This is a genomic window from Cribrihabitans pelagius (genome assembly GCF_048820915.1).
Taxonomy (GTDB): domain Bacteria; phylum Pseudomonadota; class Alphaproteobacteria; order Rhodobacterales; family Rhodobacteraceae; genus Cribrihabitans_A; species Cribrihabitans_A pelagius.
The window spans coordinates 43,195-68,242 of record NZ_JBMERR010000005.1; the positions used below are offsets into that span (position 1 = coordinate 43,195).

27 protein-coding genes are annotated in these 25,048 nt (G+C 65.4%); 12 read left to right on the forward strand and 15 right to left on the reverse strand.

All coding sequences use genetic code 11. From position 1 onward, the window contains the following. Positions 1-84: 84 nt before the first annotated feature. Positions 85-1,230, reverse strand: a complete 1,146-nt coding sequence (gene mnmA, locus ACOHX0_RS05915) for a tRNA 2-thiouridine(34) synthase MnmA (protein WP_420675765.1) — start codon at positions 1,228-1,230, stop codon at positions 85-87. Between the two features lie 150 nt (positions 1,231-1,380). Between mnmA and sciP the strand changes: the two genes are divergently transcribed. The 5 genes from sciP to ACOHX0_RS05940 all read left to right on the forward strand — a co-directional run bounded on the left by sciP (position 1,381) and on the right by ACOHX0_RS05940 (position 7,321). Beyond that, complete coding sequence (gene sciP, locus ACOHX0_RS05920) at positions 1,381-1,659, forward strand: CtrA inhibitor SciP (RefSeq protein WP_420675766.1); 279 nt, start codon at positions 1,381-1,383, stop codon at positions 1,657-1,659. Positions 1,660-1,786: 127 nt separating this feature from the next. Continuing rightward, the gene (ctrA, locus tag ACOHX0_RS05925; protein ID WP_420675767.1) at positions 1,787-2,506 is read left to right on the forward strand and encodes a response regulator transcription factor CtrA; all 720 of its coding nucleotides are present in this window, start codon (positions 1,787-1,789) and stop codon (positions 2,504-2,506) included. Between the two features lie 200 nt (positions 2,507-2,706). After that, a complete protein-coding gene (gene ligA / locus ACOHX0_RS05930; protein WP_420675768.1) occupies positions 2,707-4,962 on the forward strand; it encodes an NAD-dependent DNA ligase LigA in 2,256 nt (751 codons plus the stop codon). Beyond that, positions 4,959-7,049 (forward strand): ATP-dependent DNA helicase RecG, encoded by a 2,091-nt coding sequence (gene recG, locus ACOHX0_RS05935; protein WP_420675909.1) that lies wholly within the window; start codon positions 4,959-4,961, stop codon positions 7,047-7,049. The genes ligA and recG overlap by 4 nt, the downstream gene beginning before the upstream one ends. Positions 7,050-7,198: 149 nt before the next feature. Further along, positions 7,199-7,321, forward strand: a complete 123-nt coding sequence (locus tag ACOHX0_RS05940; RefSeq protein ID WP_420675769.1) for a hypothetical protein — start codon at positions 7,199-7,201, stop codon at positions 7,319-7,321. 288 nt (positions 7,322-7,609) lie between these two features. Here ACOHX0_RS05940 and ACOHX0_RS05945 read toward each other — a convergent pair whose 3' ends face one another. Then, positions 7,610-8,062, reverse strand: coding sequence for an iron-sulfur cluster assembly scaffold protein (locus ACOHX0_RS05945; RefSeq protein WP_420675770.1), 453 nt, complete (start codon positions 8,060-8,062; stop codon positions 7,610-7,612). A 58-nt stretch (positions 8,063-8,120) separates the two neighbouring features. Here ACOHX0_RS05945 and hisI point away from each other — a divergent pair, with 58 nt between their 5' ends. Next, positions 8,121-8,498, forward strand: coding sequence for a phosphoribosyl-AMP cyclohydrolase (gene hisI / locus ACOHX0_RS05950; RefSeq protein WP_420675771.1), 378 nt, complete (start codon positions 8,121-8,123; stop codon positions 8,496-8,498). 126 nt (positions 8,499-8,624) lie between these two features. Here hisI and gluQRS read toward each other — a convergent pair whose 3' ends face one another. The 4 genes from gluQRS to ACOHX0_RS05970 all read right to left on the reverse strand — a co-directional run bounded on the left by gluQRS (position 8,625) and on the right by ACOHX0_RS05970 (position 12,840). Beyond that, positions 8,625-9,485, reverse strand: a complete 861-nt coding sequence (gene gluQRS, locus ACOHX0_RS05955) for a tRNA glutamyl-Q(34) synthetase GluQRS (protein WP_420675772.1) — start codon at positions 9,483-9,485, stop codon at positions 8,625-8,627. Further along, complete coding sequence (locus ACOHX0_RS05960) at positions 9,482-10,096, reverse strand: class I SAM-dependent DNA methyltransferase (protein WP_420675773.1); 615 nt, start codon at positions 10,094-10,096, stop codon at positions 9,482-9,484. Before ACOHX0_RS05960 ends, gluQRS begins: the two co-directional genes overlap by 4 nt. Before the next feature lie 33 nt (positions 10,097-10,129). Continuing rightward, on the reverse strand, positions 10,130-11,575 hold the full coding sequence (trmFO, locus tag ACOHX0_RS05965; protein ID WP_420675910.1) for a methylenetetrahydrofolate--tRNA-(uracil(54)-C(5))-methyltransferase (FADH(2)-oxidizing) TrmFO: 1,446 nt from the start codon (positions 11,573-11,575) through the stop codon (positions 10,130-10,132). Positions 11,576-12,051: 476 nt separating this feature from the next. Continuing rightward, positions 12,052-12,840: an enoyl-CoA hydratase gene (locus ACOHX0_RS05970; protein ID WP_420675774.1), complete on the reverse strand. Its 789-nt coding sequence runs from the start codon at positions 12,838-12,840 to the stop codon at positions 12,052-12,054. A gap of 58 nt (positions 12,841-12,898) precedes the next feature. Between ACOHX0_RS05970 and ACOHX0_RS05975 the strand changes: the two genes are divergently transcribed. Next, entirely contained in the window at positions 12,899-13,321 is a 423-nt protein-coding gene (locus ACOHX0_RS05975; protein ID WP_420675775.1) for a PaaI family thioesterase, read from the forward strand. Between the two features lie 62 nt (positions 13,322-13,383). Here ACOHX0_RS05975 and asd read toward each other — a convergent pair whose 3' ends face one another. The 4 genes from asd to ACOHX0_RS05995 all read right to left on the reverse strand — a co-directional run bounded on the left by asd (position 13,384) and on the right by ACOHX0_RS05995 (position 16,400). Further along, positions 13,384-14,274: an archaetidylserine decarboxylase gene (gene asd / locus ACOHX0_RS05980; RefSeq protein ID WP_420675776.1), complete on the reverse strand. Its 891-nt coding sequence runs from the start codon at positions 14,272-14,274 to the stop codon at positions 13,384-13,386. Positions 14,275-14,460: 186 nt separating this feature from the next. Further along, positions 14,461-15,324: a polyamine aminopropyltransferase gene (speE, locus tag ACOHX0_RS05985; protein ID WP_420675777.1), complete on the reverse strand. Its 864-nt coding sequence runs from the start codon at positions 15,322-15,324 to the stop codon at positions 14,461-14,463. After that, entirely contained in the window at positions 15,321-15,827 is a 507-nt protein-coding gene (gene speD / locus ACOHX0_RS05990) for an adenosylmethionine decarboxylase (RefSeq protein ID WP_420675778.1), read from the reverse strand. The genes speE and speD overlap by 4 nt, the downstream gene beginning before the upstream one ends. Positions 15,828-16,166: 339 nt before the next feature. Continuing rightward, positions 16,167-16,400, reverse strand: a complete 234-nt coding sequence (locus ACOHX0_RS05995) for a DUF1127 domain-containing protein (protein WP_420675779.1) — start codon at positions 16,398-16,400, stop codon at positions 16,167-16,169. Positions 16,401-16,495: 95 nt separating this feature from the next. On the opposite strand from ACOHX0_RS05995, the gene ACOHX0_RS06000 reads away from it, so the two are divergent. The 5 genes from ACOHX0_RS06000 (at position 16,496) to ACOHX0_RS06020 (ending at position 20,584) form a co-directional block, all read left to right on the forward strand. Continuing rightward, positions 16,496-17,899, forward strand: a complete 1,404-nt coding sequence (locus ACOHX0_RS06000) for an aminotransferase-like domain-containing protein (RefSeq protein ID WP_420675780.1) — start codon at positions 16,496-16,498, stop codon at positions 17,897-17,899. Positions 17,900-18,064: 165 nt separating this feature from the next. Then, on the forward strand, positions 18,065-18,523 hold the full coding sequence (rplM, locus tag ACOHX0_RS06005) for a 50S ribosomal protein L13 (protein WP_420675781.1): 459 nt from the start codon (positions 18,065-18,067) through the stop codon (positions 18,521-18,523). 5 nt (positions 18,524-18,528) lie between these two features. Next, entirely contained in the window at positions 18,529-19,014 is a 486-nt protein-coding gene (rpsI, locus tag ACOHX0_RS06010) for a 30S ribosomal protein S9 (RefSeq protein WP_420675782.1), read from the forward strand. 146 nt (positions 19,015-19,160) lie between these two features. After that, the gene (locus tag ACOHX0_RS06015; protein ID WP_420675783.1) at positions 19,161-19,529 is read left to right on the forward strand and encodes a group I truncated hemoglobin; all 369 of its coding nucleotides are present in this window, start codon (positions 19,161-19,163) and stop codon (positions 19,527-19,529) included. Next, complete coding sequence (locus ACOHX0_RS06020; protein ID WP_420675784.1) at positions 19,526-20,584, forward strand: adenylate/guanylate cyclase domain-containing protein; 1,059 nt, start codon at positions 19,526-19,528, stop codon at positions 20,582-20,584. Before ACOHX0_RS06015 ends, ACOHX0_RS06020 begins: the two co-directional genes overlap by 4 nt. A gap of 58 nt (positions 20,585-20,642) precedes the next feature. On the opposite strand, the gene ACOHX0_RS06025 is transcribed toward ACOHX0_RS06020, so the two are convergent. The 5 genes from ACOHX0_RS06025 to ACOHX0_RS06045 all read right to left on the reverse strand — a co-directional run bounded on the left by ACOHX0_RS06025 (position 20,643) and on the right by ACOHX0_RS06045 (position 25,033). Then, on the reverse strand, positions 20,643-21,260 hold the full coding sequence (locus ACOHX0_RS06025; protein ID WP_420675785.1) for a TetR/AcrR family transcriptional regulator: 618 nt from the start codon (positions 21,258-21,260) through the stop codon (positions 20,643-20,645). Beyond that, positions 21,253-22,122, reverse strand: a complete 870-nt coding sequence (ppk2, locus tag ACOHX0_RS06030; protein WP_420675786.1) for a polyphosphate kinase 2 — start codon at positions 22,120-22,122, stop codon at positions 21,253-21,255. The genes ACOHX0_RS06025 and ppk2 overlap by 8 nt, the downstream gene beginning before the upstream one ends. Before the next feature lie 100 nt (positions 22,123-22,222). After that, on the reverse strand, positions 22,223-23,188 hold the full coding sequence (locus tag ACOHX0_RS06035; protein ID WP_420675911.1) for an alpha/beta fold hydrolase: 966 nt from the start codon (positions 23,186-23,188) through the stop codon (positions 22,223-22,225). Positions 23,189-23,192: 4 nt separating this feature from the next. Further along, positions 23,193-24,110: a homoserine O-acetyltransferase MetA gene (gene metA / locus ACOHX0_RS06040; RefSeq protein WP_420675787.1), complete on the reverse strand. Its 918-nt coding sequence runs from the start codon at positions 24,108-24,110 to the stop codon at positions 23,193-23,195. Between the two features lie 59 nt (positions 24,111-24,169). After that, a complete protein-coding gene (locus ACOHX0_RS06045) occupies positions 24,170-25,033 on the reverse strand; it encodes an ATPase (RefSeq protein WP_420675788.1) in 864 nt (287 codons plus the stop codon). Positions 25,034-25,048 lie beyond the last annotated feature (15 nt).

Here is a 25,048-nt window from a genome sequence, read left to right on the forward strand (position 1 = left end):
TGGGGTTGGTCCGCGTCAAGGGCAGGCCGCGCCTTTGGGCGCGGAGGCTGCGCCTCCCTTGACCCGGAGCCGCGGCTGTTGTGCTCAGTAACCGCGCCAGATCCAGCCGCCGCCGAAGATGCGGCTGCCTTCGCTTGCATAGAACACGCAGGCCTGGCCGGGTGAGACGCCTTCCTCCGGGGTCAGCAGCTCTACCTCGGCTTCGGTTTCCGACAGCGGGCGGATGATCGCCTCGCGCGGGGGGCGGGTGGAGCGGACCTTGACCTTCAGGTGCCATTCGGTGCGGCTGGTGAAGGGGGCATCGCCCAGCCAGTTGATCTCGCGCACCGGGATCGTGCGGGTCGCGAGCATCTCCTTGGGGCCGACGACGACCTGCTGCTTGTCCACATCCAGGCGCACCACATAGAGCGGCTCGGAGAGGCCGCCGATGCCGAGGCCGCGGCGCTGGCCGATGGTGTAGTGAATGACGCCCTCGTGGCTGCCCAGCACCCGGCCGTCGGCATGCACGATCTCGCCCGGCTCCGCCGCACCGGGGCGCAGTTTCTCGATCACGGAGGCATAGTCGCCATCCGGCACGAAGCAGATGTCCTGGCTGTCGGGCTTGTCGGCCACTGCCAGCCCGTATTGCGCCGCCAGTTCGCGGGTGGCGTCTTTGGAGGGGAGATGGCCAAGCGGGAAGCGCAGGAAGCCCAGCTGCTCGGGCGTGGTGGAGAACAGGAAGTAGCTCTGGTCGCGATTCGCATCCTCGGCCGAATGCAGCTCCGGGCCCTTGGGGCCCATTTTGCGCTGGATGTAATGGCCGGTTGCCATGCAGTCGGCCTCGAGATCCTTGGCGGTCTCCAACAGGTCCTTGAACTTAACCCGCTCGTTGCAGCGGATGCAGGGCACCGGCGTGGCGCCGCCGAGGTAGCTGTCGGCAAACTCGTCGATCACTGCGTCCTTAAAAATGTTCTCATAATCCAGAACGTAATGCGGGAAGCCGCGCTCTTCGGCGACGCGGCGGGCATCGTGGATGTCGATGCCGGCACAGCAGGCCCCCTTCTTGGCCAGCGCCGCGCCGTGGTCGTAGAGCTGCAGCGTCACACCCACCACGTCATAGCCCTCCTCGGCCAGATGCGCGGCCACGACCGAGCTGTCGACGCCGCCGGACATGGCGACCACCACCCGGGTTTCCGAGGGCGGTTTGGCAAAGCCGAGCGAGTTGAGTGCGGTGTCTTGGTCCAGCGCCATGAGGCAGCTCCTAAGGCAAGGGGGCAGGCGCCGCAGAATATAGGAAAATCCTATGGACTCTCAAGGGGCGTGGTTCACGCGCCGTTAAGCCAGATCGGCGAAACCTGTGGGCGCATACGATAAAAAGACGGTCCGTAAAAGGATGAGACTATGTTCTTGAAGAAAGTTGACGGCCCGCGGGCGGTCACGCTGCCCGATGGCTCGATCATGACGCGCGCCGATCTGCCGCCGGAAACCACCAAGCGCTGGGTTGCCTCGCGCAAGGCAGCGGTGGTGCGCGGGGTGCTTTACGGGCTGATCCCGCAGACCGAGGCGCTGCGCCGCTACAGCCTGAGCGAGGAGGAGTTCCGCAGCTGGGTGTCTGCGGTCGCCGACCATGGCGAGGAGGCGCTCAAAACAACACGGCTCAAGCAATTCCGGCAGCCCTAGGCGCTTTTTACGGTGACGACCTTGAGTTGAATATGCGAATTAACCATTATGGTAACGGGCCATTAACTTTTTTCCAGCAGGGTTAACGAGACCTGAGGGAAACAGTGTACAGGCGGAGATAATAAATATGCGCATTCTTCTGGTTGAGGATGATCCCACCACAGCGAAAAGCATCGAACTGATGCTGACCCACGCCAACCTGAACGTCTATACCACGGATCTGGGGGAGGAAGGGATCGATCTGGCCAAGCTCTACGATTACGATCTGATCCTGCTGGATCTGGGGCTGCCGGACATGAACGGCCATGAAGTGCTGCGCCAGCTGCGCATGTCGCGGATCGAAACGCCGATCCTGATCCTGTCCGGTGCGGACGATACCGACAACAAGATCAAGGGGTTTGGCTTTGGTGCTGATGATTACCTGACCAAACCCTTCCACCGGGAGGAACTGGTGGCGCGTATTCACGCGATCATCCGCCGCTCCAAGGGCCATTCGCAATCGATCATCAAGACCGGCAAGATCTCGGTCAACCTCGACGCAAAGACGGTGGAGGCCGAAGGCAAGGCGGTGCATCTGACCGGCAAGGAATACCAGATGCTGGAGCTTCTGTCCTTGCGCAAGGGCACGACGCTGACCAAGGAGATGTTCCTCAACCATCTCTACGGCGGCATGGACGAGCCGGAACTGAAGATCATCGACGTTTTCATCTGCAAGTTGCGTAAGAAACTCAGCACCGCGACCAATGGCGAGAATTACATCGAAACTGTCTGGGGCCGGGGCTATGTGCTGCGCGACCCGCAGGAAGACCAGCTGCCGGACGGCCAGCGTCTCGCCGTTGGCGCCTGATCCGGGCCGCGGCTGACGCCGGTACTGCGGGGCCGTGATGCCCCGCAGGCCGGCCGCGGCCGCCGGGCCGGTCTGGGAGGCAAGACTGCGGGCGCGCCCGCTGCAAAGACCCGCCTGCGCGGGTCTTTTTCGTTTCTCCGCCGCTGGACGCGCCGGGCGCGGCGGCTTATCACCGTGCCAGGAACGAAAGGGGGCCGCGGGTGGCAGAAACATCACAGAACACCGCCGGGGGCAGCGCGGGCGAGGCGTTGCGCGCCGAATTTCTGGACCTGGAGGCGCAGCTGCGTGCGGCCGATACCGCCTATCACCGCGACGACCGTCCCGAAATCAGCGATGCCGAATATGATTCGCTGAAGCAGCGCTATCAGGCGCTGGCCGCGGCCCATCCGGACCTGCGCGCGATCGCCAGCCAGCTCGACAGTGTCGGCGCGCCGGCGGCGGCGGGGTTTGGCAAGGTCGCCCACGCGGTGCGGATGCTGTCGCTTGGCAACGCTTTTGAAGACGCGGACATCACCGATTTCGACCGCAGTATCCGCAAGTACCTCGGGCTTGAGGCCGCAGCCCCGCTGCACTACACCGCCGAGCCGAAAATCGACGGCCTGTCGCTTTCCTTGCGCTATGAGCAGGGCCGGCTGGTCCAGGCCGCGACCCGCGGCGACGGCAGCACCGGCGAGAATGTCACTGCCAATGCCCGCACCATCGCCAGCATTCCGCAGAGGCTTGAGGGCGCGCCGGAAGTCCTGGAGGTGCGCGGCGAGGTCTACATGAGCCATGCCGATTTCGAAGCGCTGAACGCGCGCCAGGCGGAGCGCGGCGGCAAGACCTTCGCCAATCCGCGCAATGCCGCAGCCGGCTCGCTGCGGCAGCTGGATGCGGAAACCACACGGGCGCGGCCTTTGCACTTTTTTGCCTACAGCTGGGGCGAATTGAGTGCACCCCTTGCGCAAACGCAGATGGAGGCGATTGCCCGGCTGCAGCAGCTGGGGTTCGAGACCAACCCGCTCACCGAACTTTGCTCTTCGGTCGGGGACATGATCCGCCGTTACCGCAGCATCGAGGCGCAGCGCGCAACGCTCGGCTATGACATCGACGGCGTGGTCTACAAGGTGAATGACCTCGGGCTGCAGGCGCGGCTGGGCTTCCGCTCCACCACGCCCCGCTGGGCGATCGCGCATAAGTTCCCGGCCGAGCTGGCCTGGACCCGGCTGGAGGCGATCGACATTCAGGTCGGCCGCACCGGCGCGCTCTCCCCGGTGGCACGGCTGACACCGGTGACGGTGGGCGGCGTGGTGGTCTCCAACGCGACCCTGCACAACGAGGATTACATAGCGGGGCGCGACTCCAAAGGTGAAGAGATCCGCGGCGGCAAGGATATCCGCATCGGCGACTGGGTGCAGATCTACCGGGCGGGGGACGTGATCCCCAAGGTCGCGGATGTCGATCTTTCGCAACGGCCCGCGGACGCTGCGCCCTACAACTTCCCGGAGACCTGCCCGGAATGCGGCAGCCCCGCGGTGCGGGAAGAGGGCGACGCGGTGCGGCGCTGTTCCGGCGGGATGATTTGCCCTGCGCAAGCGGTGGAAAAACTAAAGCATTTTGTCTCCCGTGCGGCGTTCGACATCGAGGGGCTGGGCGCCAAGCAAGTGGAGCAGTTCCACCAGGATGGCTGGGTCAAGGAGCCCTCGGATATCTTTGACCTGGAACGCAAATTCGGCTCCGGTATCCAGCAGCTGAAGAACCGCGAGGGCTGGGGCGAGAAATCCGCTGCAAGCCTGTTTGCCGCCATCGCGGAAAAGCGGCGCATTGAGCTTGCCCGGCTGATATTCGCGCTTGGCATCCGCCATGTGGGCGAGGTCGGTGCCCGCGATCTGGCGCTGCACTACCATTCCTGGGCCGCGCTGGCCGAGGCGATGGACCGTGCCCGCCCGGCGGCGCTGGCACATCGCGCCGCAGATGAGGCCGAGGAGGCAGAACGCACGGCGGCCGCCGGTGAAGGCCGCCGCGCCCGCATCGCCGACACCCGCGCCGCTGCCGTCGCCGCCTGCGAGGTGCCTGCGGAGGCCGCGGCCGCCTGGGCCGATCTGACCGGCGTTGACGGCATCGGCGCGGTGCTGGGTCTGTCGCTCTCGGACGCCTTTGCCAACGCGGATGAACGCGCGGCTTTTGACCGGCTGGTCGAGCGGCTCGATGACATCGTGCCGCCGGATGCACCTGCGGCGGGCAGTCCGGTGGCGGGGCTCACCGTGGTCTTTACCGGCAGCCTGGAGAAAATGACACGGGCCGAAGCCAAGGCGCGGGCGGAGGCGCTGGGGGCTAAGGTCTCGGGCTCGGTTTCAAAGAAGACCGATATCCTGGTGGCCGGGCCAGGCGCAGGCTCCAAGGCGGCAAAGGCGGCGGAGCTGGGCGTCCGGACGCTCGACGAGGACGAATGGCTGGAGCTGATCAGCGCGTCATGAGCGGCCGTCCGGAGATCCTGTTTCCGCTGTTTGCCGGGGCCGAGACCCTGCCGGGGATCGGTCCCAAGACCGTGCCCAATCTTGCGCAGATTGATATAGAAACGCCGCGTGATCTGTTGTTTTCGCTTCCTTATTCCGTCGTGGACAGGCGGCGGCGCGACACCGTCCGCGGGGCGGAGCTGCCTGCCGTTCTGACGGTGGAGGTGACCATCGGCCACCACCGCCCGGCGCGTAACCGGGGCGGCGCCTACCGTATCCACGTGGAGGATGCGGACGAGGAATTCCAGCTGGTCTTCTTCCACGGCCGCAGCCGCTATCTGGAGGCGCAGTTGCCGGAAGGGTCCCGCCGCGTGGTCTCGGGCAAGGTGGAGCTGTTCGACGGCATCGCCCAGATGGTGCACCCCGATCACATGCTGCCGCTGGCCGAAGCGGATGAGATCCCGCCGTTTGAACCGGTGTACCGCCTGACCAATGGCGTCACGCAGAAGACCATGTACAAGGCCGCGCAGGGGGCGCTGGCGCGGGCGCCGGAGCTGCCGGAGTGGATCGACCCGGCGCTGGCGGCGCGCAACGGCTGGCCCGCGTGGCACGAAGCGATCCACGCCGCGCACCACCCGCAAGGATCAGAGGACCTGGCGGCCGAAGCCCCGGCACGGGCGCGGCTTGCCTATGACGAGCTGTTTGCGCATCAGTTGACTCTGGCGCTTGCGCGGCAGACCGAGCGCAAGAGCCGCGGCATCCAGAGCCGGGCCAGCGGCCGGTTGCAGGCGCGGGTTCTGGAGGCGCTGCCGTACCGGCCGACCAATGCCCAAGCGCGCGCGATCGCGGAAATCAGCGCCGACATGGCGGCCCCCAAACGCATGAACCGGTTGTTGCAGGGGGACGTGGGTGCGGGGAAAACCCTGGTTGCTTTCATGGCCTTGCTGGTCGCTGTTGAAGCAGGCGGGCAGGGGGTGATGATGGCCCCGACCGAAATCCTCGCGCGTCAGCACCTGGAGGGGCTGAAACCTCTCGCCGAAGACGCGGGCGTGGTGCTGGAGCTGCTCACAGGGCGCGACAAGGGGGCTGAGCGCAGGGCCAAGCTGGCCGCTCTTGAACGCGGCGACATCCAGGTGCTCGTCGGCACCCATGCGGTGTTCCAGCAGGACGTGGCCTTCCGTGACCTGCGGCTTGCCATCGTCGACGAGCAGCACCGCTTTGGCGTGCGCCAGCGCATGGAACTGGCGGAGAAGGGCAAGGGTGCCGATGTCCTGGTGATGACCGCGACGCCGATCCCGCGCTCGCTGGCGCTGGCGCAATATGGCGATATGGATGTCTCGGTGCTGGATGAAAAGCCGCCGGGCCGGAAGCCGGTGAAGACTGCCGTCATCAGCACCGAGCGGATGCAGGAGGTGGTGGAGCACCTGCGGAAAGCCATCGCCGATGGGCGGCAGTGTTATTGGGTCTGCCCGCTGGTGGAGGAATCGGAGGTCATGGACCTGACCGCGGCGGGCGAGCGTTTCAAGCATCTGCGTGCTGCCTTGGGCGAAGGCACGGTGGGGCTGGTGCATGGCCAGATGCCGCCTGCCGAAAAGGATGCCGCGATGGCCGCCTTCCAGGCCGGGGAAACCAAGGTCCTGGTGGCGACCACGGTAATCGAGGTGGGGGTGAACGTGCCCAATGCCTCGATCATGGTGATCGAGCGGGCGGAGATCTTCGGGCTTGCGCAGCTGCATCAGCTCCGGGGCCGGGTCGGGCGCGGCAGTGCCGATTCGACCTGCCTCCTGATGTATCAGCCGCCGCTTACCGAAGGCGGCCGCAAGCGGCTGGAGGTTTTGCGCGAAACCGAGGACGGCTTCCGGATTTCTGAAACCGATTTGCAGATGCGCGGGGCGGGCGACATGATCGGCACTGCGCAATCCGGGCTGCCGCGGTTCCAGATCGCCGATCTCGAACGCCAGGCCGGGCTGATGGCTACGGCGCAAAGCGACGCGCGGGCTTTGCTTGCGTCCGACCCGGCGCTGGAGAGCGCGCGCGGCAAGGCGGCGCGGGTGCTCTTGTGGCTGATGAAGCAGGACCGGGCAATCCGTTTGATCTCAGTGGGATAGCGGCGGTGCGTTCGCGTCCTGCGCGGGTGTTCTCACGTGTGTTCGCAAATGTTCTCAAAAAGTTCTTTACAGGCGGAACGTAAAGTGAGAACAAAGGGGCAACAAAACAGCCAAAGAGCACATACCCTGACAGATTGGAGGCCCGAGCCATGATGACGCAGATCAAGACCGCCCTGCAAAATGCCGAAGCAACCCTGCTGGAGGACGCCATTGGCGCCGCAGCCTTGATGGTGATGCTGGTCGCGGCGCTGCATCTGCCCGGAGTCTTCTGACCCAGCTTTTTTCGAATTGCGCGTGCCGTGCCGGGCCGGCCCTTTCCTGTCCCGGAATGCCTCGGGGGTCATCCGCCTGTCCCGATCCCTTTTTGGATTTACCCAAGATCCAGCCGGCCGGTCCGGATCCCGCACGCCACGCGCATGACTGCCGCCGCCATCCCTGCCCGGATGCGCGGCGGTTTTTTCTGCAAGGTGTTCCCCGGCGGAGCGCAACAGATAACGCTGGCGGTCTTCGGCCTTGTCCCGCGCGTGGGTAATCCGGATTAGGATGCTAGAGGGAAAGGCTCAGGCGCATTTGGCCTTGGCGGCGGTCTGCATGGCTTCCAGCGTCGCCTCCAGCGCCAGCATGATCGAGGCGTGGCGGTTCTTGAACTCGGCTGCGGGCTGCAGCACTTCAAGACCGTCAAACGGCGCCTGCGGCACCGGGCCGCCTTGCGTCAGCATCGCCTTCAACTCATTGCGCGCGGTCTCGATCTCTGCAAGCGTGCGCCCGATCACATTGGCGCCGACCACAGCGGCAGAGGCCTGACCCAGGGCGCAGGCCTTGACGTCCTGGCCGAAGGCGGCGATGCGGCCATCCTCGAGTGTCACGTCCACCGTCACGGTGGAGCCGCACAGCGGCGAGCGTTTCTTGACGCTGGCGCCAGGGTCGGAAAGCCGGGCCTGATGCGGGATCTCGGCCGCCAGCGCAAGGATGCGGGTGGAATAGAGCTTTATGAGATCACTTTCGCCAGACATGGCTCCCCCGGGCTTTCCCTGCTGCGTGGTTCCCCATACATAAGGGGCCGAGTTCCAGATGCAAAAGGTTTTTGACATGTCCTTTGATCCCGCCAGCCTGAAATACGACGCGGGCGGCCTTATCCCCTGCATCGCCCAGGACGAGAGCTCCGGCGAGGTGCTGATGATGGCCTGGATGAATGCCGACGCGGTGGCGCGCACGCTGGAGAGCGGCCGCGTCACCTATTGGTCGCGCTCGCGCCAGGCGTTCTGGGTCAAGGGCGAGAGCTCGGGCCATGTGCAGGCGCTGGTGGACCTGCGGCTGGACTGCGACCGCGACTGCCTGCTCGCGATTGTGCGCCAGTCCGGGCCGGCCTGCCACACCAACCGGCGCAGCTGTTTCTACACCGCGGTGCGGGACGGGGAAGAGACCGAGCTGATGCAGCCGATGGTCTGACCGCCGCAAGGGGGACGGCCCTGGCGGGCCGTGCCTCCGGCGGGGGTATTTTGAGTCAGAAAGTGGCGGCGGCGGCGCGTCTTGAGCGATCGGCGGCTCTTCGGGACCGGCCGCGGCAGGGTGTTTTCAGCCAGAAAGTGGCGGCAAATCCAGCATTTGGCGCAGATCCTCCGGCGTTGCGCCGTCGGCGCGGTATTTGGCGATGGCGCGGGCATCGTCGCGCTTTGCCAGGCGCTTGCCCGCTTCGTCGCGGATCAGGCGGTGGTGATGGTAGACGGGCGTGGGCAGGTGCAGGAGCGCTTGCAGCAGCACGTGGATCTGCGTGGCATCAAACAGGTCGGCGCCGCGGACCACATGGGTGATCTCCTGGCCGGCATCGTCGACGACCACCGAAAGGTGGTAGGAGCTGCCCATGGTGCGGCGCACCAGGATGATGTCGCCCACCGTCTCATTCAGCTGCGCGGGGCTCGGGGGATGCACGCCCGCAAAGGCGCTGCCGGTTTCGGAAAAGCTGCGCAGCTCCGCGGCTGCCACAGCCTTTGCCATATTGAGCCGGATCACGTCGCCGTCCGTGGCCTCGGCCAGCGGGCGGGTGCGGCAGGTGCCGGGGTAGATGCGGCCGTCGGGGCCGAATCGCGGCACGCCCTCCTGCGGCGCGCCGGCGGCGGCTTCGATATCGGCGCGGTTGCATCGGCAGGGGTAGGTGAGGCCCATTTCCGAGAGGCGGGCAAGTGCTGTGCGGTAGTGCGGCAGGCGGTCCGACTGGCGCATCACCGGCGCGGGCCAGCGGAGGCCGAGCCAGGCGAGGTCCCGGTAGATCTGGGCTTCCCAGGCGGGGCGGGCGCGGGATTGGTCGATATCCTCGATGCGCAGGAGGAACTGCCCGCCCGCCTGGGCCGCCATGTCCTGCGCCAGAAGCGCGGAATAGGCATGGCCCAGGTGCAGCGGTCCGGTTGGAGACGGCGCGAAGCGGGTGGTGAATGTCACGCCTTCTCAATCACGTAGACGGTGGACTTGAGGTTGATGCCGGGCAAGTGTTCGCCGTGATGGCGGAACAGCAGCCGCGCGGCGGAGCAGTCCAGCCAGTCGTTCAGCTTGCCGGTATAGGCGCGGTCTTCGAGCGCGTGGTCGTTGTAGGAGAAGGCAAACAATCCGCCGCGGGAAAGGCTGCGCATGATCACGTCGAAGGTGACGGGCGGCGCCGCGCCGGTGCCGAGCACGCCGCAGCCCACGATGGCGCGGTAGCTGCCCGGGGCGACCGGGGCCTTGTCCTTGAGGTCGAGCAGGTCAAGTTTCCGGTAGACGCCTTTTCCGCGGGCGCGGTCCAGCATCGCGGGCGAGGGGTCGAGCCCGTCGATCACCTGGTAGCCCGCGGCGCGCAGGGCAAGCCCCGCCAGCCCGGTGCCGCAGCCGTAGTCGAGCACAGGCGCCTCCGGTTCAGGCAAGTGTTTCCAGAGCGCCGCCGCGATCCGGGCGGGAGTGGCATAGCCGCTCTCGCCGATCTCCTCCTCGTAAGAGGCGGCCCAGCTCTCATAGAGCTCGCGAATGGCATTGGGGTCCTTGGCCCCGAAGATGCGGTCGAGAAATTTGTCTCCCATAAGCGTATCTTAACCGGGCCGCCGGGGGGGCGTCTATGAAAACTTGCCAAGCCAAGTGGTCCAGGCGTCCTTGGCCCGGTCTGTATAGGCCTTGTAGCGGTCCTTGCGGCCGCGGCGGCCGCCCTTCAGGCCCTCGGCCGGGCGGAACAGGCCGAAGTTCACGTTCATCGGCTGGAAGGTCTTGGCCTCGGCGCCGCCGGTGATGTGGTGGATGAGCGCGCCCATGGCGCTGTCCTGCGGTACCGCGGGCAGCTCCTGGCCGAGGATTTCTGCCGCGGCGAAACGGCCTGCGAGCAGCCCCATGGCAGCGCTTTCCACGTAGCCTTCGACGCCGGTGATCTGGCCTGCAAAGCGGATGTTGGGCTTTTGTTTCAGCCGCATCTGCGCATCCAGCAGGGTGGGCGAGTTGATGAAGGTATTGCGATGGATACCGCCAAGGCGGGCGAAGCTTGCGTTTTCCAGCCCCGGGATCATCCGGAAGACCTCGGCCTGGGCGCCGTATTTCATCTTGGTCTGGAAGCCGACGATGTTGAACAGCGTGCCCAGCGCGTTGTCGCGGCGCAGCTGGACGACGGCGTAGGCTTTTTCGTCCGGCTTGTGCGGGTTGGTGAGGCCGACCGGCTTCATCGGGCCGTGGCGCAGGGTTTCGCGGCCGCGTTCGGCCATCACTTCGATCGGCAGGCAGCCGTCGAAATACTGGGTGGGATTGGGGGCAGACGACTCCTCGCCTTCGTGGAATTCGGTCTTGTCCGCGGCCAGCAGGGCATCGATGAATGCTTCGTACTGGTCCTTCGTCATCGGGCAGTTGAGGTAGGCGGTGCGCTCTTCCTCGGTCTCGCCCTTGTCGTAGCGGGACTGCATCCAGGCCTGGGACATGTCGATGCTGTCGGCATAGACGATGGGCGCGATGGCGTCGAAGAAAGCCAGCGCCTCAGCGCCGGTCTCGGCCCGGATTGCCTGGCCCAATTCGGGCGATGTCAGCGGGCCGGTGGCAAAGATCCAGTGGCCGTCTTCGGGCAGGCGGGTGATCTCCCCGTAGGAAACTTCGACATTGGGGTGCCCCTTCAGTTTGGCCGTCACGGTTTCGGCGAAGGGGTCGCGGTCGACGGCCAGCGCGCCGCCTGCGGGCAGGCGGTGCTCATCGGCAGTGGCCATAATCAGGCCGTTTGCCTGGCGCATCTCCCAGTGCAGCAGGCCCACCGCATTCTGCTCGTCGTCATCCGAGCGGAAGGAGTTGGAGCAGACCATCTCGCCGAGGTTGCCGGTCTGATGGGCAAAAGTTTCCACCTTGGGGCGCATCTCGTGGATGACCACTTTGACGCCCATGTTGGCCGCCTGCCAGGCGGCTTCGGAGCCGGCCATGCCGCCGCCGACGATATGCAATGTCTGTGTCATGCGCTGCACATAGGGCAGGGGCGGTGCCGGTGCAATATGCGGCGGGAAATGGCGGCGGGTGTGCCGGGCCGCAGCCGGCATCATGCGCGCCGCAAGCAGGCTGGTCTGCCGGATCACGTCATTTGCTGGTCCGGGGGGATTTGGGGCCGCCGCTTGCGGAATGCCGCGCCGGTGAGAGAGAACCGGCGTTGGAGGGACCTTCGCAAGCGGCGGCCCAAATTGCGCAGGCCGCGGTGAGAGGCGGGCCTTGCTCAATCTTTGCCATCTTTGCGCCTTTATTGAAAGGCGCCGTATGGAAACAATAAACGCCGAAAGGTAAACAAAGGCTAAAATTTTCCAGAAATTTTCAGGAGTGTCCGGAGGGCGATTTAGATGCCCGGGCGCGGAACCAGGCCGCAAGGCCGCCGCGCATCGCCGGCGCGCCCCCGCGCGGCGGCGATTTGGCTGGGGCTGGGCGTGTCCTCGAGAGGGTCTACGGACTTGGCCGGCATAAACTGCCAGCCACTCCCGACCGCATCGCCTCCGCGCGCGCCGGCAATGCGCGTCTATCCGTTCGGGCTTTAGCCGTCCTGCCAGTCGGGTTTGCGCTTTTCCAGGAAGGCCGCCATACCCTCGATGGTGTCGCGGTAGAGAAGGTTCTCCACGATCACTTCGCTGGTATGGGCATAGGCCTCGTCAAGCGGCAGCTGCAGCTGTTCGTAGAAGGCCTGCTTGCCGATCTTCACCGCGGCGCCAAGCTTGGCGGCGATGGTTTCGGCCAGGCGCGTGGTCTCATCCTCCAGGTCCCCGGCGGGAACAGCGCGGTTCACCAGGCCGAGTTCGGCGGCGCGGGCGGCGCTGATGAACTCCCCGGTGGTAAGCAGCTCAAACGCCTGCTTGCGCGGGATGTTGCGCGAAAGCGCCACCATCGGGGTGGAGCAGAACAGGCCGATGCTGACGCCATTGACGCCGAATTTCGTGCCCTCGGCGGCCACGGCCAGATCGCAGGAAGCGACCAGCTGGCAGCCCGCGGCGGTGGCGATGCCGTGGACCTGGGCGATCACCGGCTGCGGCAGTTTCTGCAGGCCCGTCATCACCGCTGTGCAGCGGGCGAACAGGTCCTGGAAATAGGCCTTTCCGCCGTCCTCATTCGCGCGGCCGGCGGTCATTTGCCTGATGTCATGGCCCGCGCAGAAGCCCTTGCCCGCGCCCGAAAGCACCACAACCTTGATCGTGCGGTCTTCGCTCAGCGCATTGATCTGCTCGTGCAGCGCGGCCAGCATCTCGTCCGAGAGCGCGTTCAGCCGCTCGGGCGCGTTCATGGTCAGCCGGGCAATGGCGCCGGTGTCGTGACGTTTCAGAATTGTCATCTTGCTCTCCTCCCGAAGCTTGGGGCAACTCTATGCGCGGCAGGGAGAAAGGAAAAGCATGGCACTTGCATTCGACCGGGACGGGCTGGGCGCTTACCTCAAGGAGATTTTCCCGCAGGTGGCGGAGGATTTTGCCATCGACGCGCTGGACGAAAGCCGTCTGAGGATGCGGCTTTTGACGGCAGAGCGGCATCTGCGGCCGGGCGGCACCGTGTCGGGGCCGTCGATGTTTGCGCTGGCGGATTGCGCGATCTATGCGCTGATCCTGTCGCGGCTTGGGCCGGAGGCGCTGGCGGTGACCACCAATTGCTCGCTCGACTTCATGCGCAAGCCGGCGGCCGGCGCGGATGTGGTTGCCGAGGCGCGGCTGCTGAAGCTGGGCCGGGTGCTCGCCGTCGCCGATGTGCTGATGTATTCCGACGGCCAGGACGAGCCTGTGGCGCGCGCCTCGATGACCTATTCGATCCCGCCCAAGCGGTAGGCGCGGGCAGGCCTGCGGCAGGGGCAAGCCGCTTGCAAGCGGCTTGGCCTGCGCCGCGGGCGTCAGAGCGCCCGGGCGAGCGGCTGGCCCAGCTTCACCAGGGTCTCGCGGCCCTTGGCGCTGTTGGCCGCCAGATCCTCGGAAAATTGGACGCGGCCCGGTTCAAAGACCACGACCACGGTCGAGCCGCCGAACTTGAAGTAGCCCTTTTCCTCCATCTTCGCGACCGTGCCCTCGGTCCTTGTGTTGACGATGCTGCCCACCCCGAAGGCGCCGACTTCGACAAAGGCGTAGGCGCCGCAGGCGTCGCTCTCGATCAGCGTCCAGCTGCGCTTGTTCTCGCCAAAGACATCCGGGCCTGCACCCAGCGCGATCGGATTCACCGAATGCAGCGCGCCGCCGATGTCCTCTGCGGCCGTGATCCGGCCTGCGGCGGGGAAGTGATAGCGGTGGTAGTCGGCCGGGCACAGCCGCACGATGGCGAGCGCGCCGCCGAAGAACCGCTCCGCAATCCCCGGCAGCATGGTGCGCACGGACATCGGGTGGCCCTTCACGGGCACGAATGTGTCTTCGTCCAGCTGCGGGAAGACCAGTACCCGGCCGTCGGCGGGGGAGACGATGTCTTGCGGATCGGTGCTGAAGGGGCGCACTTCGGGCTTCAGGCGGCGGATGAAGAAATCGTTGAAGCTTTTGAAGCTCTTGGCCGGGGCGGCGGCTTCGCTCATGTCGATCTTCAGCTCCTCAACCACCTTGGCAATTTTGCCCTTGGAGAGGCCCGAGTCGAACCAGGCGCCCATCAGGCGGCTGATGAGGGCGGAGCGGAACAAGAGCTTTTCAATCGGCTTTGCGCCGGCGGTCTGATAGGCCCAGCGGATCCATTTCTCGCCAAGGACGGCTTCCTCGAAGGTCTCGCCGGTCTCGCGGTCAACAACAAGGATGGGGTCGTGCTGCATCTGGTCCGCCGCCTTTGGTTTCGTTCCGCTGCGGGTAGCAAGAAGCGGCGGGCAGGCCAAGGGCGGAATTGGCTTGCAGCAGAAGGGCCGTGACGATCCGAGGCACCGGGTGCGCAAGGCGTCCGGACGGATATCCTTGGAGGAGAAATGAAAAAGGGGGCCGCGGCCCCCTGTCTCCGGTGTTCCTTACGGGAACAGCTTCTTCACGTAGTTCGGCAAGGCAAAGGCGGCCTTGTGAACCTCCGGGTTGTAATAGCCGGTGTCGATTCCGGCGGCGGCAAAGCGGGTTTCCAGGTCCTCAAGGCTCACGTTGCGGGCCTTGCCGGACAGGCTGCCCCAGCCAAAGGCCATCGGCCCGCCTGCGTAAGTCGGCACGGTCGCCAGGTAGCAGGAGGCGTCGGCAAACAGCGCCTGGAAGGCCCGCAGCGTGCCGGTCAGCTCATCGCCCTGCATGAACGGCACGCCGTTCTGCGTCACGATGATGCCGTCCTCGGTCAGCGAGCGCGCCGCGTGGCCATAGAAGGTGTCGGTGAACAGCACTTCGCCCGGCCCGATCGGATCGGTCGAATCGACGATGATCACGTCGAACTTCTCGGTGTTCTCTTTCATGAAGAGCGCACCGTCGTTGATCACCAGGTTCAGGCGCGGATCGTCAAAGGCGCCTTCGCTCAGCATCGGCAGGTATTCTTTGGAGAAATCCACCACGCCGCCGTCGATTTCCACCATCGTGACATGCTCGACCGACTGATGCCGCAGCGCCTCGCGGGCCATGCCGCCGTCGCCGCCGCCGATGATCAGCACGCGTTTAGCATTGCCATGCGCCAGGATCGGCACATGGGTCAGCATCTCGTGGTAGATGAAGTTGTCGCCTTCGGTGGTCTGCACCACGTCGTCCAGCGTCAGGATGCGGCCGAACTGGCCGTTCTGGAACACCTTCAGGCGCTGGTGCGCGGTGTTGCTGTCATAGAGCATCTCGTCCACGCGCAAACGCTGGGCGTAATGCGCGTGCAGGCTCTCGGTGACCCACTCATGCTTGACGGCATCGCTCATGCCGCGACCTCCTTGGCGATCAGCTCCTCCCCGCGCAGCAGCTCGCGCACTTCCACCATATCGGTGTTGAACGCCTCTTTCAGCACTCCGACGGCCTTCCACGGCTCGGCATCGCCGCACATGAAGACGTCAAAGGCGCCATAGCCGATTTCCGGCCAGGTGTGCACCGAGATATGGCTTTCGGCCAGCACGGCCACGCCGGAGACGCCCTGGGGCGAAAACTTGTGGGTGTGGATGTGCAGCAGCGTGGCGCCGCAGACGTCCACGCAGTCGCGGAACGCCTTCTGGATGCGCGCTTCGCAGTCCAGCCCGGTGCCCTTCATCACCTCGATGATCAGGTGGGTGCCGGCAAAGACCTTGCCATCCTTGCGGATGAAGTGATCCTCGCGGTCGGACTCCACAATAGCGTCGATGTTCGCAGTGGTCACACCGCGGTCGGTATCTTCCTCATGGGCGCCTGTCTCCAGACCGATCCCCAGTTGGAAGAGGTTGGCGTCTGTCATGGCGCTCCCCTTCGTTCCAGTAGATGACAATCCAGCCGGCCCTTAGCGCCCCCCCGGATAAGAGTCCGGGGTTGGGATCGGTACCGAAAGTGATGGGGCATTTAGGGACGTGGGCAGATTCGATCAACCATAAATTTCCGCATAGCGGCTACCCGCTTGAAGTGCGGGCAGAAAAAAAGGAGCGCCGGTCGGGCACGTCTTCCGCGCGGAGCAAGGCCGAAGGCCGACGCGCGCCTGCGCGGCGCGGCGTTCCGCTTGCAGGCGGCCGCTTTTCCGCAGCGCAGACAAAAAAAGACCGGGGACAAGCCCCGGCCGTGAAGTGGTTCCTTTGCCCGGGGATCAAGGGCGCCAGAACGGAAGAGTGGCTTCATAACGGGCGTCCATGCGGCTCAGCCCGATGTCCTTCAGTTGCGCGTCCGTCAGCCGGTGCAGATGTTTGCGGGTGCGGTGGCGCAGGCTCCACTTGGTTACTGAAGCCGCAAAAACGATGGCCCATCGCGCCAGCGCCGGCAGGGCCGGGCGGCTGCTGAGGTAGATCATATGGGGATTTGCCGTCTGCGTCATCTGTGCCATGGGAGATATCCTGTTATTGTATCAATACAATCCTATTGCGTTGCTGCCATTTTTTGATACAAAAAGTGGAACACTTTGTCCAAGGGTGGATTGTAATGGGTACAATTTGGCCGCAGAGCCTCAGCGGGGCCAAAGGCCCCAAGTACAAAAAGGTGGCCGACACCATCCGCAGCGCGGTCGAGGCGGGCAGCCTCAGCGCCGGTGTGAAACTGCCGCCTGTGCGGGACTTGGCCTATCAACTGAACATCACTCCCGGAACTGTGGCGCGGGCCTATTCCATCCTCACCGACGAAGGCGTGCTGGAAGCCGAGGTCGGGCGCGGGACCTTCGTAGCAGAGAAGAAGACACCGGTGCCCGATGACGTTTGGTCGCGGCAGCTGCATTTGCTGGAGGCGAAGGATCCCAACTCGGTGAGCCTGTTCAGTCCGCGCATTGCCGACATGGGGCAGGTGGCGGCGGTGCGCGAGGCGCTGCACAGGGTGGCGGAAGGGGAGGCCCCGGGGTTTCTGAACTACCCGACCCGGGACGCCTACCGCCCGGTGCGCCAGGCGGCAGCGGACTGGCTGATGAACTCGGCCGTGGGGCCGGTCGGGGAAAGCGACGTGGTGCTGACCCATGGCGGCCAGAACGGGCTGATCGTGGTGCTGCAGACCATCCTCAAGGAGCAGCAGCCTGTGGTGATGGTGGAGGACCTCTCCTATGCCGGCTTCCGCCGCGCCGCCGACCTGGTGCGGGCGCAGGTGGCGGAGGTGGCGATGGACCAGCACGGCGTGCGGCCGGATTCGATGGAGCTGGCGATCCGCAAGACCGGGGCCTCGGTGCTGTGCACCAGCGCCGAGGTGCACAATCCCACCGGGCTGTTCACGCCGCTGGAGCGGCGCAAGGAGCTCGTTGCGGTGGCGCGCCGCCACGGGGTGCAGATCATCGAGGACGATTGCTACCGGCTGGGCGAGGCGCGGGCGCCCGGTTACCGGGCGCTGGCGCCGGAGCTGTCGTGGCATATTTCCTCGCTGTCGAAGATCCTGACGCCCGCGCTGCGCATCGGGTTTGCCCTGGCTCCGGAGGGGCGCGGCGCGGATCTGCGGCGGGCGGCGGAACATGGCTATTTCGGGCTTGCCTTTCCGCTGGCCGAGCTCGCCCGCATCCTGCTCAGCGATCCGCGCCTGCCGGGGCTGATCGCCGCGGTGCGCGAGGAAATGGCACGTTATGTGCGGGTGGCGGTCAATGTGCTTGGCGCCTTTGACCTGACCTGGAACCCGGAGGTGCCCTTTGTCTGGCTGAAGCTGCCGCATGGCTGGCGCGCCGCCGCCTTCACCCGCGCGGCGGAAGCGCAGGGAGTGCAGATCCGTTCGGCCGATGAGTTCGCCCTGCGCGACGGCCGCGCCCCCAACGCGGTGCGCATCGCGGTCAACGGCCATGTGCCGCTCAAACGCTTCGAGGAGGCGATGCTGCGGCTGCGCGCGCTGTTGGACAACCCGCCCGAGCAGATCAGCGTGTGATTTTGTGGGGTATTATTATACCTAAATTGTAAGTGTATGAAATAGCTTGATTTAATCCCGTTTGGACCTGTTGACGCGGCCCTGCGATGCCCGTAAACCCCCTCCATCGCATTCAGGCAGGTCCGCAGCGGATTCTGCCTTCACGACAAACAGGATTGACCTGCCATGAAAACCTTCTCTGCTACTCCGGCAGACATCGAGAAGAAGTGGATCCTGATCGACGCCGAGGGCGTTGTTCTGGGCCGCCTTGCCTCGATCGTCGCCATGCGTCTGCGTGGCAAGCACAAAGCGTCCTTCACTCCGCATATGGACATGGGCGATAACGTCATCATCATCAACGCCGACAAGGTGCAGATGACCGGCAAGAAGCGCGACGAGCACTTCTACTGGCACACCGGCCACCCGGGCGGCATCAAGTCCCGCACCAAGCAGCAGATCCTGGAAGGCGCGCACCCCGAGCGCGTTGTCATCCAGGCCGTCAAGCGCATGCTGCCGGGCAACCGCCTGAGCCGTCAGGTGATGACCAATCTGCGTGTCTATGCAGGTGCCGAGCACCCGCATGAAGCCCAGAGCCCCGAAGTTCTGGATGTGAAATCCATGAACAAGAAAAACACCCGGAGCTGATATCGATGGCTGATCAGATCAACACTCTCGAAGAGCTGGGCGCAGTTGCAGGCGTGGAAGCTGTCGCGGAAGAAACCATCGCACGTGAGCCGGTTCGTGACGAACTTGGCCGTGCCTATGCCACCGGCAAGCGTAAAGACGCCGTTGCCCGTGTCTGGATCAAGCCGGGCTCCGGCAAGGTCGAGGTGAACGGCAAGGAAATCAACAAGTACTTCGCCCGTCCGGTGCTGCAGATGATCCTGCGCCAGCCGTTCCAGGTAGCCGGTGTCGAAGACCAGTTCGACGTCTACGCCACCGTCAAGGGCGGCGGCCTGTCCGGTCAGGCCGGCGCGGTCAAGCACGGCATCTCCAAGGCTCTGCAGCTCTATGATCCCGCCCTGCGCGGCGCGCTGAAAGCGGCAGGCTTCCTGACCCGCGACAGCCGCGTGGTGGAACGGAAGAAATACGGCAAGGCCAAAGCCCGCCGCTCCTTCCAGTTCTCCAAGCGTTAAGCTTCAGGACACGTATTTTGGGAAAAGGCCGCCGCTTTGGCGGCCTTTTTCTTTGCCCGCAGCGCCAAGGCCGGCGCCGGCGTTAACTTTTGCGCCGAATTGGCGTAGCATGGCACACACCGTTTCCTTTCAACAGGACGGCCGCCATGCCCCAGACCATCTATGAAAAATACGGCGGCTTCAGCGCCATCAGCCGCGTGGTGATGACCTTCTACGAGCTGGCGCTCGAGTCGGATCAGATCGGCGGCTACTTCGAAGACGTCGACATGCCGCGGCTGATCGACCATCAGACCAAGTTCATCTCCTCGCTATTGGGCGGGCCCGCGTCCTTCAGCGATGCCCGGCTGGAGACGGTGCACCGGGCGCTGGGGATCAGCCATGCCGATTTCGACGAGATGGCGGCGCTCCTGCGCGAGGCGCTGGCGCAGCATGGCGTGTCCGAGCCGGACATCCGCCAGACGCTGGCCGCGATCGAATCCAAGCGCGGCCTCATCGTCGCCCGGTCCGCGGCATGAGCCTTGCTGCGATCAACGAACAGCTCTTGCGGGCGATCGGAGTGGGGGTGGCGGTGGTGCGCGCCTCCGACCTCGGCTTTGTCTTTCATAACCAGCCCTTTGCCGAGTGGTTCGGCACACCCGCCCCGGACGCGGTGCTGACCGGGGTGATCGAGGGGCTGGACCCGGCACAGCTTGGCCCCTTGTGCAGCGACGGGCTGCGCTACTCGGCGGAGCTGAAGATCAAACGCAAGCGGCGCACGCTGGTGTTTGCGGTGAACATCTCGCTGGCGCGCCAGCTGGAGGAGCCGCTCCTGGTGGTGGAATGCCAGAACATCACCCGCATCCGCGAGCTGGAAAGCATGATCGACAGCTATTCAGCGATGGTGGAACGCAACACCCGCGAGCTGGAGCGCGAGAAGGAGCGGGTGGAACGGCTGCTGCTCAACCTGATGCCGCGGCAGGTCTACGAGGAGTTCAAGACCTTCGGCGTGGTCACTCCGCAGCTCTACCCCAATGTCTCGGTGGTGATGCTGGACTTCGTCGATTTCACCGATTTCGCTTCCCGCACCGATCCGACGGTGACGCTGGGCGAGCTCAACGACATCTTCACCGCCTTCGACCGCATTGTCGAGCAATACGGCTGCGAGCGGATCAAGACCATTGGCGACGCCTATCTGGCGGTGGCGGGCATGCCGGAGCCAGTACCCGAACACGCCACCGCGGTGGCCCATTGCGCGATCCGCTTCCTGCGCTACCTGGAGCGGCGCAACGAGAGCCATCAGCACAAGTGGCAGGCGCGGATCGGGCTGGGCAGCGGAACGGCGGTGGGTTCGGTGGTGGGTATCCAGAAGTATGTCTATGACGTCTTCGGCCCGGCGGTGAACCTGGCGTCGCGGCTGCAGGTCTTTGCCCGGCCGATGAAGATCGTGGCACCCGAGGCAATGAAAGCGGCGCTGTCGGAGGAGTTCCATGTCGCCGACCTCGGCCCCGAGGAGATCAAGGGTATTGGCGAGGTCCGGCTGGTGAGCGTGGAGGCCGAGCTGGGCACCCCGCAGCACACGGCCCGGTTCTGAGCGCCGGCCCGGCCGCACGCGCCGGCCCACGGCGTTTGCAAACGCCGTGGCGCTTGCCTCAGCTGTCGGGCGCGATCAGCCCCAGCCCGCGCAGGTAGATGCCGATGCCGCTTTCCAAGAGATCCTCGGGCGGGAAGGGCGAGGTGGCGCCGGGGGTGTTGCGGGCATAAAGCTCCACCACGCCGTGGCTCATCGCCAGGATATGGGCCGAGAACATCGAGGCGGGCGGGCGTTTTTCTTCCGGAATATGGCGGCTGAGATCGGCGGCGGCGCGTTCCAGGATGCGGCGGGCGCGGGCCGCGGCTTCGGCCAGTTCGGGCGTGCGGTTGACCGAGATGCCGCTTTCGAACATCGCGATGTAATGGCCCGGGTGCTTGCGGGCAAAGGCGAGATAGGCCCGGCCCGTCGCCTCGAACGCCGCGAGCGCTGCGGGCTGGTACTTGTCGTAGGCGTGCTGCATCAGGTCGGCAAACATCAGATAGCCCTGGCGCGCGGCCTCGGCGATCAGGTCCTCGCGGCCCTCGAAATGGCGGTAGACCGCGGCCGGCGTGACGCCCGCCTGCTTGGCTGCCTGCGACAGGGTGAAGCCGGCCGGGCCCTTGGCTTCGATCAGTTGCAGTGCTGCCTCCACCAGCGCCTGGCGCAGGTTGCCGTGGTGATAGCCGCGCTTAGGCATCCCAGATGTCCGGCCCGCCGCAGATACTTCCGTCAAGCGGCCCGATGGCCTGCGCGTCCTTGCCTGCGTAGCCCACCGCGTGCAGCACCCGCCGGATGGCTGCAAGGCGGGCGCGGCGCTTGTCGTCGGAGCGGATCACAGTCCAGGGCGCCTCGCCCGAGTGGCTGCGCACGAAAGTTTCGGCGATGGCGTCGGTATAGGCGTCCCATTTCTCCAGGCCCTGCACGTCGATGGTGCTGAGCTTCCAGTGTTTCAGCGGGTCGCGCTCCCGCGACAGGAAGCGGCGCAGCTGCTCGGCGCGTCCGACGTTGAGCCAGAGCTTGAACAGCTGGATGCCGTCCTCGGCCAGCGCCTGCTCGAAACCGGTGACCTGGTGAAAGAAACGCTCGCGCTCGGCCTCGGTGCAGAATCCGAACACCTTCTCCACCACCGCGCGGTTGTACCAGCTGCGGTCAAAGAACACGATCTCCCCGGCCGAGGGAAGGTGCTTGATATATCGTTGGAAATACCATTGCGTGCGCTCTTCTTCGCTGGGTTTTCCCAGCGCCACGGTGCGGGCGCCGCGCGGGTTCAGGTTTTCGCGGAAGCGCTTGATGGTGCCGCCCTTGCCGGCCGCGTCGCGGCCCTCGAAGACGATGGCGATGCGCTGGCCGCTGGCCTTGACGCCCGCCTGCATCTTGACCAATTCGATCTGCAGCGCCTCCATCGAGCGCTCGTAGCCCTTGCGGTCCATCCGCTCCGAATAGGGGTAGCCGGGGCTGGGAATCTCGCCCTTTTCCTTATCGCGCAGAGCGGTGCGCACGTCCTCGGGGGCGCCGCTGGCGGCAAAGGCGCTGATCGCTCCGTCAAATGGCAGCTGCATGTAAAACTCCCCTTGGCTCAATTCCTTATACGGGCGCTTGTGCGGAAGCGCAGTATGGAATGTGAATCCTTTTAACGCAAACCGGCCCGGGCAGGCGGTCTCAATCCAGGCTGGCTTGGCGCAGGCCCGCGCGGGCGGCGGCGCGGTGGACCGCGGCGACAACTTCGCCGGTGGCGGCCTGATGCGGCATGTGGCCGATGCCGTCGAGCAGGGTGAGCCGGGCGGAGGGCACGTCGCGCACCAGTTTCTCGGCGTGCAGCGATACGGCCACCGTGGTGTCGGCGCTGCCGTGCACAATCTCCACCGGCAGGGTGAGTTTGCGGTAGTGCGGCGCCAGCGCCTCGATCTCTGACAGAAGGTTGGCGCGCTGCAAGGCATTGGCGCGCAGCGTCTTGCGCCGCAGGGTGAGGCCGGGGCCGAAATGCTCGGCGTAGCCCTCCGGCACGGCTTGCGGGGCGAACACATAGGTCAGCGTCTCGCGGACCTTGGCCTCGGGCACAAAGGCGGTGAGCGCGGGCACCACCAGCGCGCGCCCGAGGGCGGAGGAGGTGATGCGGTAGAAGGCATCGAGCGGCGTGTCCCAGGGGTGCGAGGGGCCCGCGACATTGACCAGTGCCGAGAGGCTGCCGGGCTGATCCACTGCCCAGGCCAGCGCCACCGCGCCGCCGTAGCTGTGGCCCAGAACCACCGGCCGCTCGGCGCCGAAGCGGGCGGCCGCCTCGCGGATCAGCGCCGCCTGCTGGCGGATGCTGGCGCCCGAGCGGTTGATGCGGTCGCTGTAGCCAAGCCCGGGCCGGTCCACCACCAGGATGCGGTAGTCTGCGGCCAGCGCCGGGGCCAGGCGGAAGGTCATGTCGCGGGTGTTGCCGCTGGCGCCGTGGATCAGCACGAGATCCGGAGCACTGCCGCGCGGCTGGCCGGTTTCCAGTACATGCACCTGGTGGCCGCCGACCTCCACCAGCTGGCCGCGGGGCGGGTGGCTGGCCTCGGCGCGGCGTTCGCGCTGCTGCACCCGGAACGCGGTGAAGGCAACCGCTGCCGACAGCGCCACGGCGCCAAGCAGCATTGCCTTACGCACCGATCCGGTCCAGCGCGTACGGCGTGGTCTGGTAGATCTCGTTGATCCAATTGCCGTAAAGCAGATGCGCGTGGCTGCGCCAGCGGTTCAGGGGTTTTTGCGACGGGTCGTCATCGGGGTAGTAGTTCAGCGGCACGTTGATCGCGGTGCCGCTTTCGATGTCGCGGTCATACTCCTGCTTCAGCGTGTCGCTGTCATACTCGAAGTGGTTGAAGATGTAGAGCGCGCGGTGCTGCGGGTCTTCGATCAGGCAGGGACCGACCTCGGGGCTGCCGAGCAGGGTGCGCAGGGCTGGCCGGGCGTCGATCTCGGCCTGCTTCATCTCGGTCCAGCGGCTGACGGGGACCACAAAATCATCCGAAAACCCGCGCAAGTACGGCGAAGCGGGCACCAGGTTCTGGTGCCGGAAACAGCCAAAGGCCTTGTGGCCGAGGATGTGTTTCCTCACGCCGTGGAAATGGTTGATCATCGCCATCCCGCCCCAGCAGACGCCGAAGGTGGAATGCACGTTGGTCTGGGTCCACTCGAAGACTTCACGCATCTCGTCCCAATAAGTGACCTCATCGAACTCCAGATGCTCGATCGGGGCGCCGGTGATCAGGAGCCCGTCGTACTTCTCGTGCTTCACTTCCTGGAAGGGGCGGTAGAACTCCTCCATATGCTCGGCGGCGGTGTTGCGGGTCTGATGCTCGGTCATGCGAATGAGGCTGAGCTCGATCTGCAGGGGCGTTGCGCCGATCAGCCGGGCAAACTGGTTCTCGGTCTGGATCTTCTTGGGCATCAGATTGAGCAGCCCGATACGCAGCGGCCGGATGTCCTGCCGTGCCGCCTGATCCGGCGACATGACCATCACGCCTTCGTTCGTCAGAACGTTATAGGCGGGCAGGTCAGCGGGGATCTTGATGGGCATGGCGGTATCCTGATTTGCGGACGTGTGTGCGGTATAGCGGAAGTGCAGAAATAGGCGGCTTAGCTCCGGGCCTCAAGAGCGGAGGCGATCAACTGATCGAAAGCGGCCTCGTCGCGCACCTCGGCGATCTGGTCGGCGGTGACGGTGATGCCCCACTTGCCGGCCATCGCCTGATAGCGCGGCTGGCGGTGCGCCAGCGCCTGGGCGTAGGTCCAGCGGATGAAGGCATCGGGGTCGACCTCACCCTCGTCCAGCCGGTTCTGTGCAAGATACTCCTGCCAGACCCGGTCGAGGAACTCGGGCTGGTAGGACATCGGCTTGGGGGCGCGGTCGAAGCGGCGGATCAGCTCCGCCGTGTGGGCGGCATCGCCCTTGATCCAGACCATCAGCGTGTGTTTCGACAGCTCCGTCAGGATCGGGTCGGCGGGGTCTTCGGGGTTGGCCCATTCGCAGATCGAGCCGCCGGTATCGCAGATGAAATGCGGGTAGCCATAAAGCTGCTGCGCGCGGCTGATGAAATACTCGGTGTCCATCAGGGCGCGGATCTCGGCGACGCGGAACTGTTCCTGGCGGCGCTTGTATTCGGCTATCGGCAGGCCGCCTTTGGCCACATCGCCCGGCTTGCCCAGGTAGGCGGCGACGGCGGTGAGATTCTCAAACGTGATGTTGGAGCCGATGTGGATCGAATCCGAAAGCAGAAGCCCGCGCAGGAAGGGCACCTTCATCGCCTCCGCCTTGGCGTTGTCGGCAATGTATTCGCCCATGTAGCGGGTGCCGATGCGGTAGTCGACGGAGTAGTGGAACCATTGCCCGGCGCCGCGCAGCAGATTGCTGACATGGGTCTTGCCGAGGCCCGACATGCCGAAGAAGAGCACGCGTTTGGCGGGCGCATCGCGCCAGTCCTGTGCGGAAGAGTAAAGCATGGGCGTATTCTGGTC

Bases quoted from the DNA above. Each gene is read 5' to 3' on its own strand.
- mnmA (WP_420675765.1), bottom strand. From the start codon at position 1,230: ATGGCGCTGGACCAAGACACCGCACTCAACTCGCTCGGCTTTGCCAAA.
- sciP (WP_420675766.1), top strand. From the start codon at position 1,381: ATGTTCTTGAAGAAAGTTGACGGCCCGCGGGCGGTCACGCTGCCCGAT.
- ctrA (WP_420675767.1), top strand. From the start codon at position 1,787: ATGCGCATTCTTCTGGTTGAGGATGATCCCACCACAGCGAAAAGCATC.
- recG (WP_420675909.1), top strand. From the start codon at position 4,959: ATGAGCGGCCGTCCGGAGATCCTGTTTCCGCTGTTTGCCGGGGCCGAG.
- ACOHX0_RS05940 (WP_420675769.1), top strand. From the start codon at position 7,199: ATGATGACGCAGATCAAGACCGCCCTGCAAAATGCCGAAGCAACCCTG.
- ACOHX0_RS05945 (WP_420675770.1), bottom strand. From the start codon at position 8,062: ATGTCTGGCGAAAGTGATCTCATAAAGCTCTATTCCACCCGCATCCTT.
- hisI (WP_420675771.1), top strand. From the start codon at position 8,121: ATGCAAAAGGTTTTTGACATGTCCTTTGATCCCGCCAGCCTGAAATAC.
- ACOHX0_RS05960 (WP_420675773.1), bottom strand. From the start codon at position 10,096: ATGGGAGACAAATTTCTCGACCGCATCTTCGGGGCCAAGGACCCCAAT.
- trmFO (WP_420675910.1), bottom strand. From the start codon at position 11,575: ATGATGCCGGCTGCGGCCCGGCACACCCGCCGCCATTTCCCGCCGCAT.
- ACOHX0_RS05970 (WP_420675774.1), bottom strand. From the start codon at position 12,840: ATGACAATTCTGAAACGTCACGACACCGGCGCCATTGCCCGGCTGACC.
- ACOHX0_RS05975 (WP_420675775.1), top strand. From the start codon at position 12,899: ATGGCACTTGCATTCGACCGGGACGGGCTGGGCGCTTACCTCAAGGAG.
- asd (WP_420675776.1), bottom strand. From the start codon at position 14,274: ATGCAGCACGACCCCATCCTTGTTGTTGACCGCGAGACCGGCGAGACC.
- speE (WP_420675777.1), bottom strand. From the start codon at position 15,324: ATGAGCGATGCCGTCAAGCATGAGTGGGTCACCGAGAGCCTGCACGCG.
- speD (WP_420675778.1), bottom strand. From the start codon at position 15,827: ATGACAGACGCCAACCTCTTCCAACTGGGGATCGGTCTGGAGACAGGC.
- ACOHX0_RS05995 (WP_420675779.1), bottom strand. From the start codon at position 16,400: ATGGCACAGATGACGCAGACGGCAAATCCCCATATGATCTACCTCAGC.
- ACOHX0_RS06000 (WP_420675780.1), top strand. From the start codon at position 16,496: ATGGGTACAATTTGGCCGCAGAGCCTCAGCGGGGCCAAAGGCCCCAAG.
- rplM (WP_420675781.1), top strand. From the start codon at position 18,065: ATGAAAACCTTCTCTGCTACTCCGGCAGACATCGAGAAGAAGTGGATC.
- rpsI (WP_420675782.1), top strand. From the start codon at position 18,529: ATGGCTGATCAGATCAACACTCTCGAAGAGCTGGGCGCAGTTGCAGGC.
- ACOHX0_RS06015 (WP_420675783.1), top strand. From the start codon at position 19,161: ATGCCCCAGACCATCTATGAAAAATACGGCGGCTTCAGCGCCATCAGC.
- ACOHX0_RS06020 (WP_420675784.1), top strand. From the start codon at position 19,526: ATGAGCCTTGCTGCGATCAACGAACAGCTCTTGCGGGCGATCGGAGTG.
- ACOHX0_RS06025 (WP_420675785.1), bottom strand. From the start codon at position 21,260: ATGCCTAAGCGCGGCTATCACCACGGCAACCTGCGCCAGGCGCTGGTG.
- ppk2 (WP_420675786.1), bottom strand. From the start codon at position 22,122: ATGCAGCTGCCATTTGACGGAGCGATCAGCGCCTTTGCCGCCAGCGGC.
- ACOHX0_RS06035 (WP_420675911.1), bottom strand. From the start codon at position 23,188: ATGCTGCTTGGCGCCGTGGCGCTGTCGGCAGCGGTTGCCTTCACCGCG.
- metA (WP_420675787.1), bottom strand. From the start codon at position 24,110: ATGCCCATCAAGATCCCCGCTGACCTGCCCGCCTATAACGTTCTGACG.
- ACOHX0_RS06045 (WP_420675788.1), bottom strand. From the start codon at position 25,033: ATGCTTTACTCTTCCGCACAGGACTGGCGCGATGCGCCCGCCAAACGC.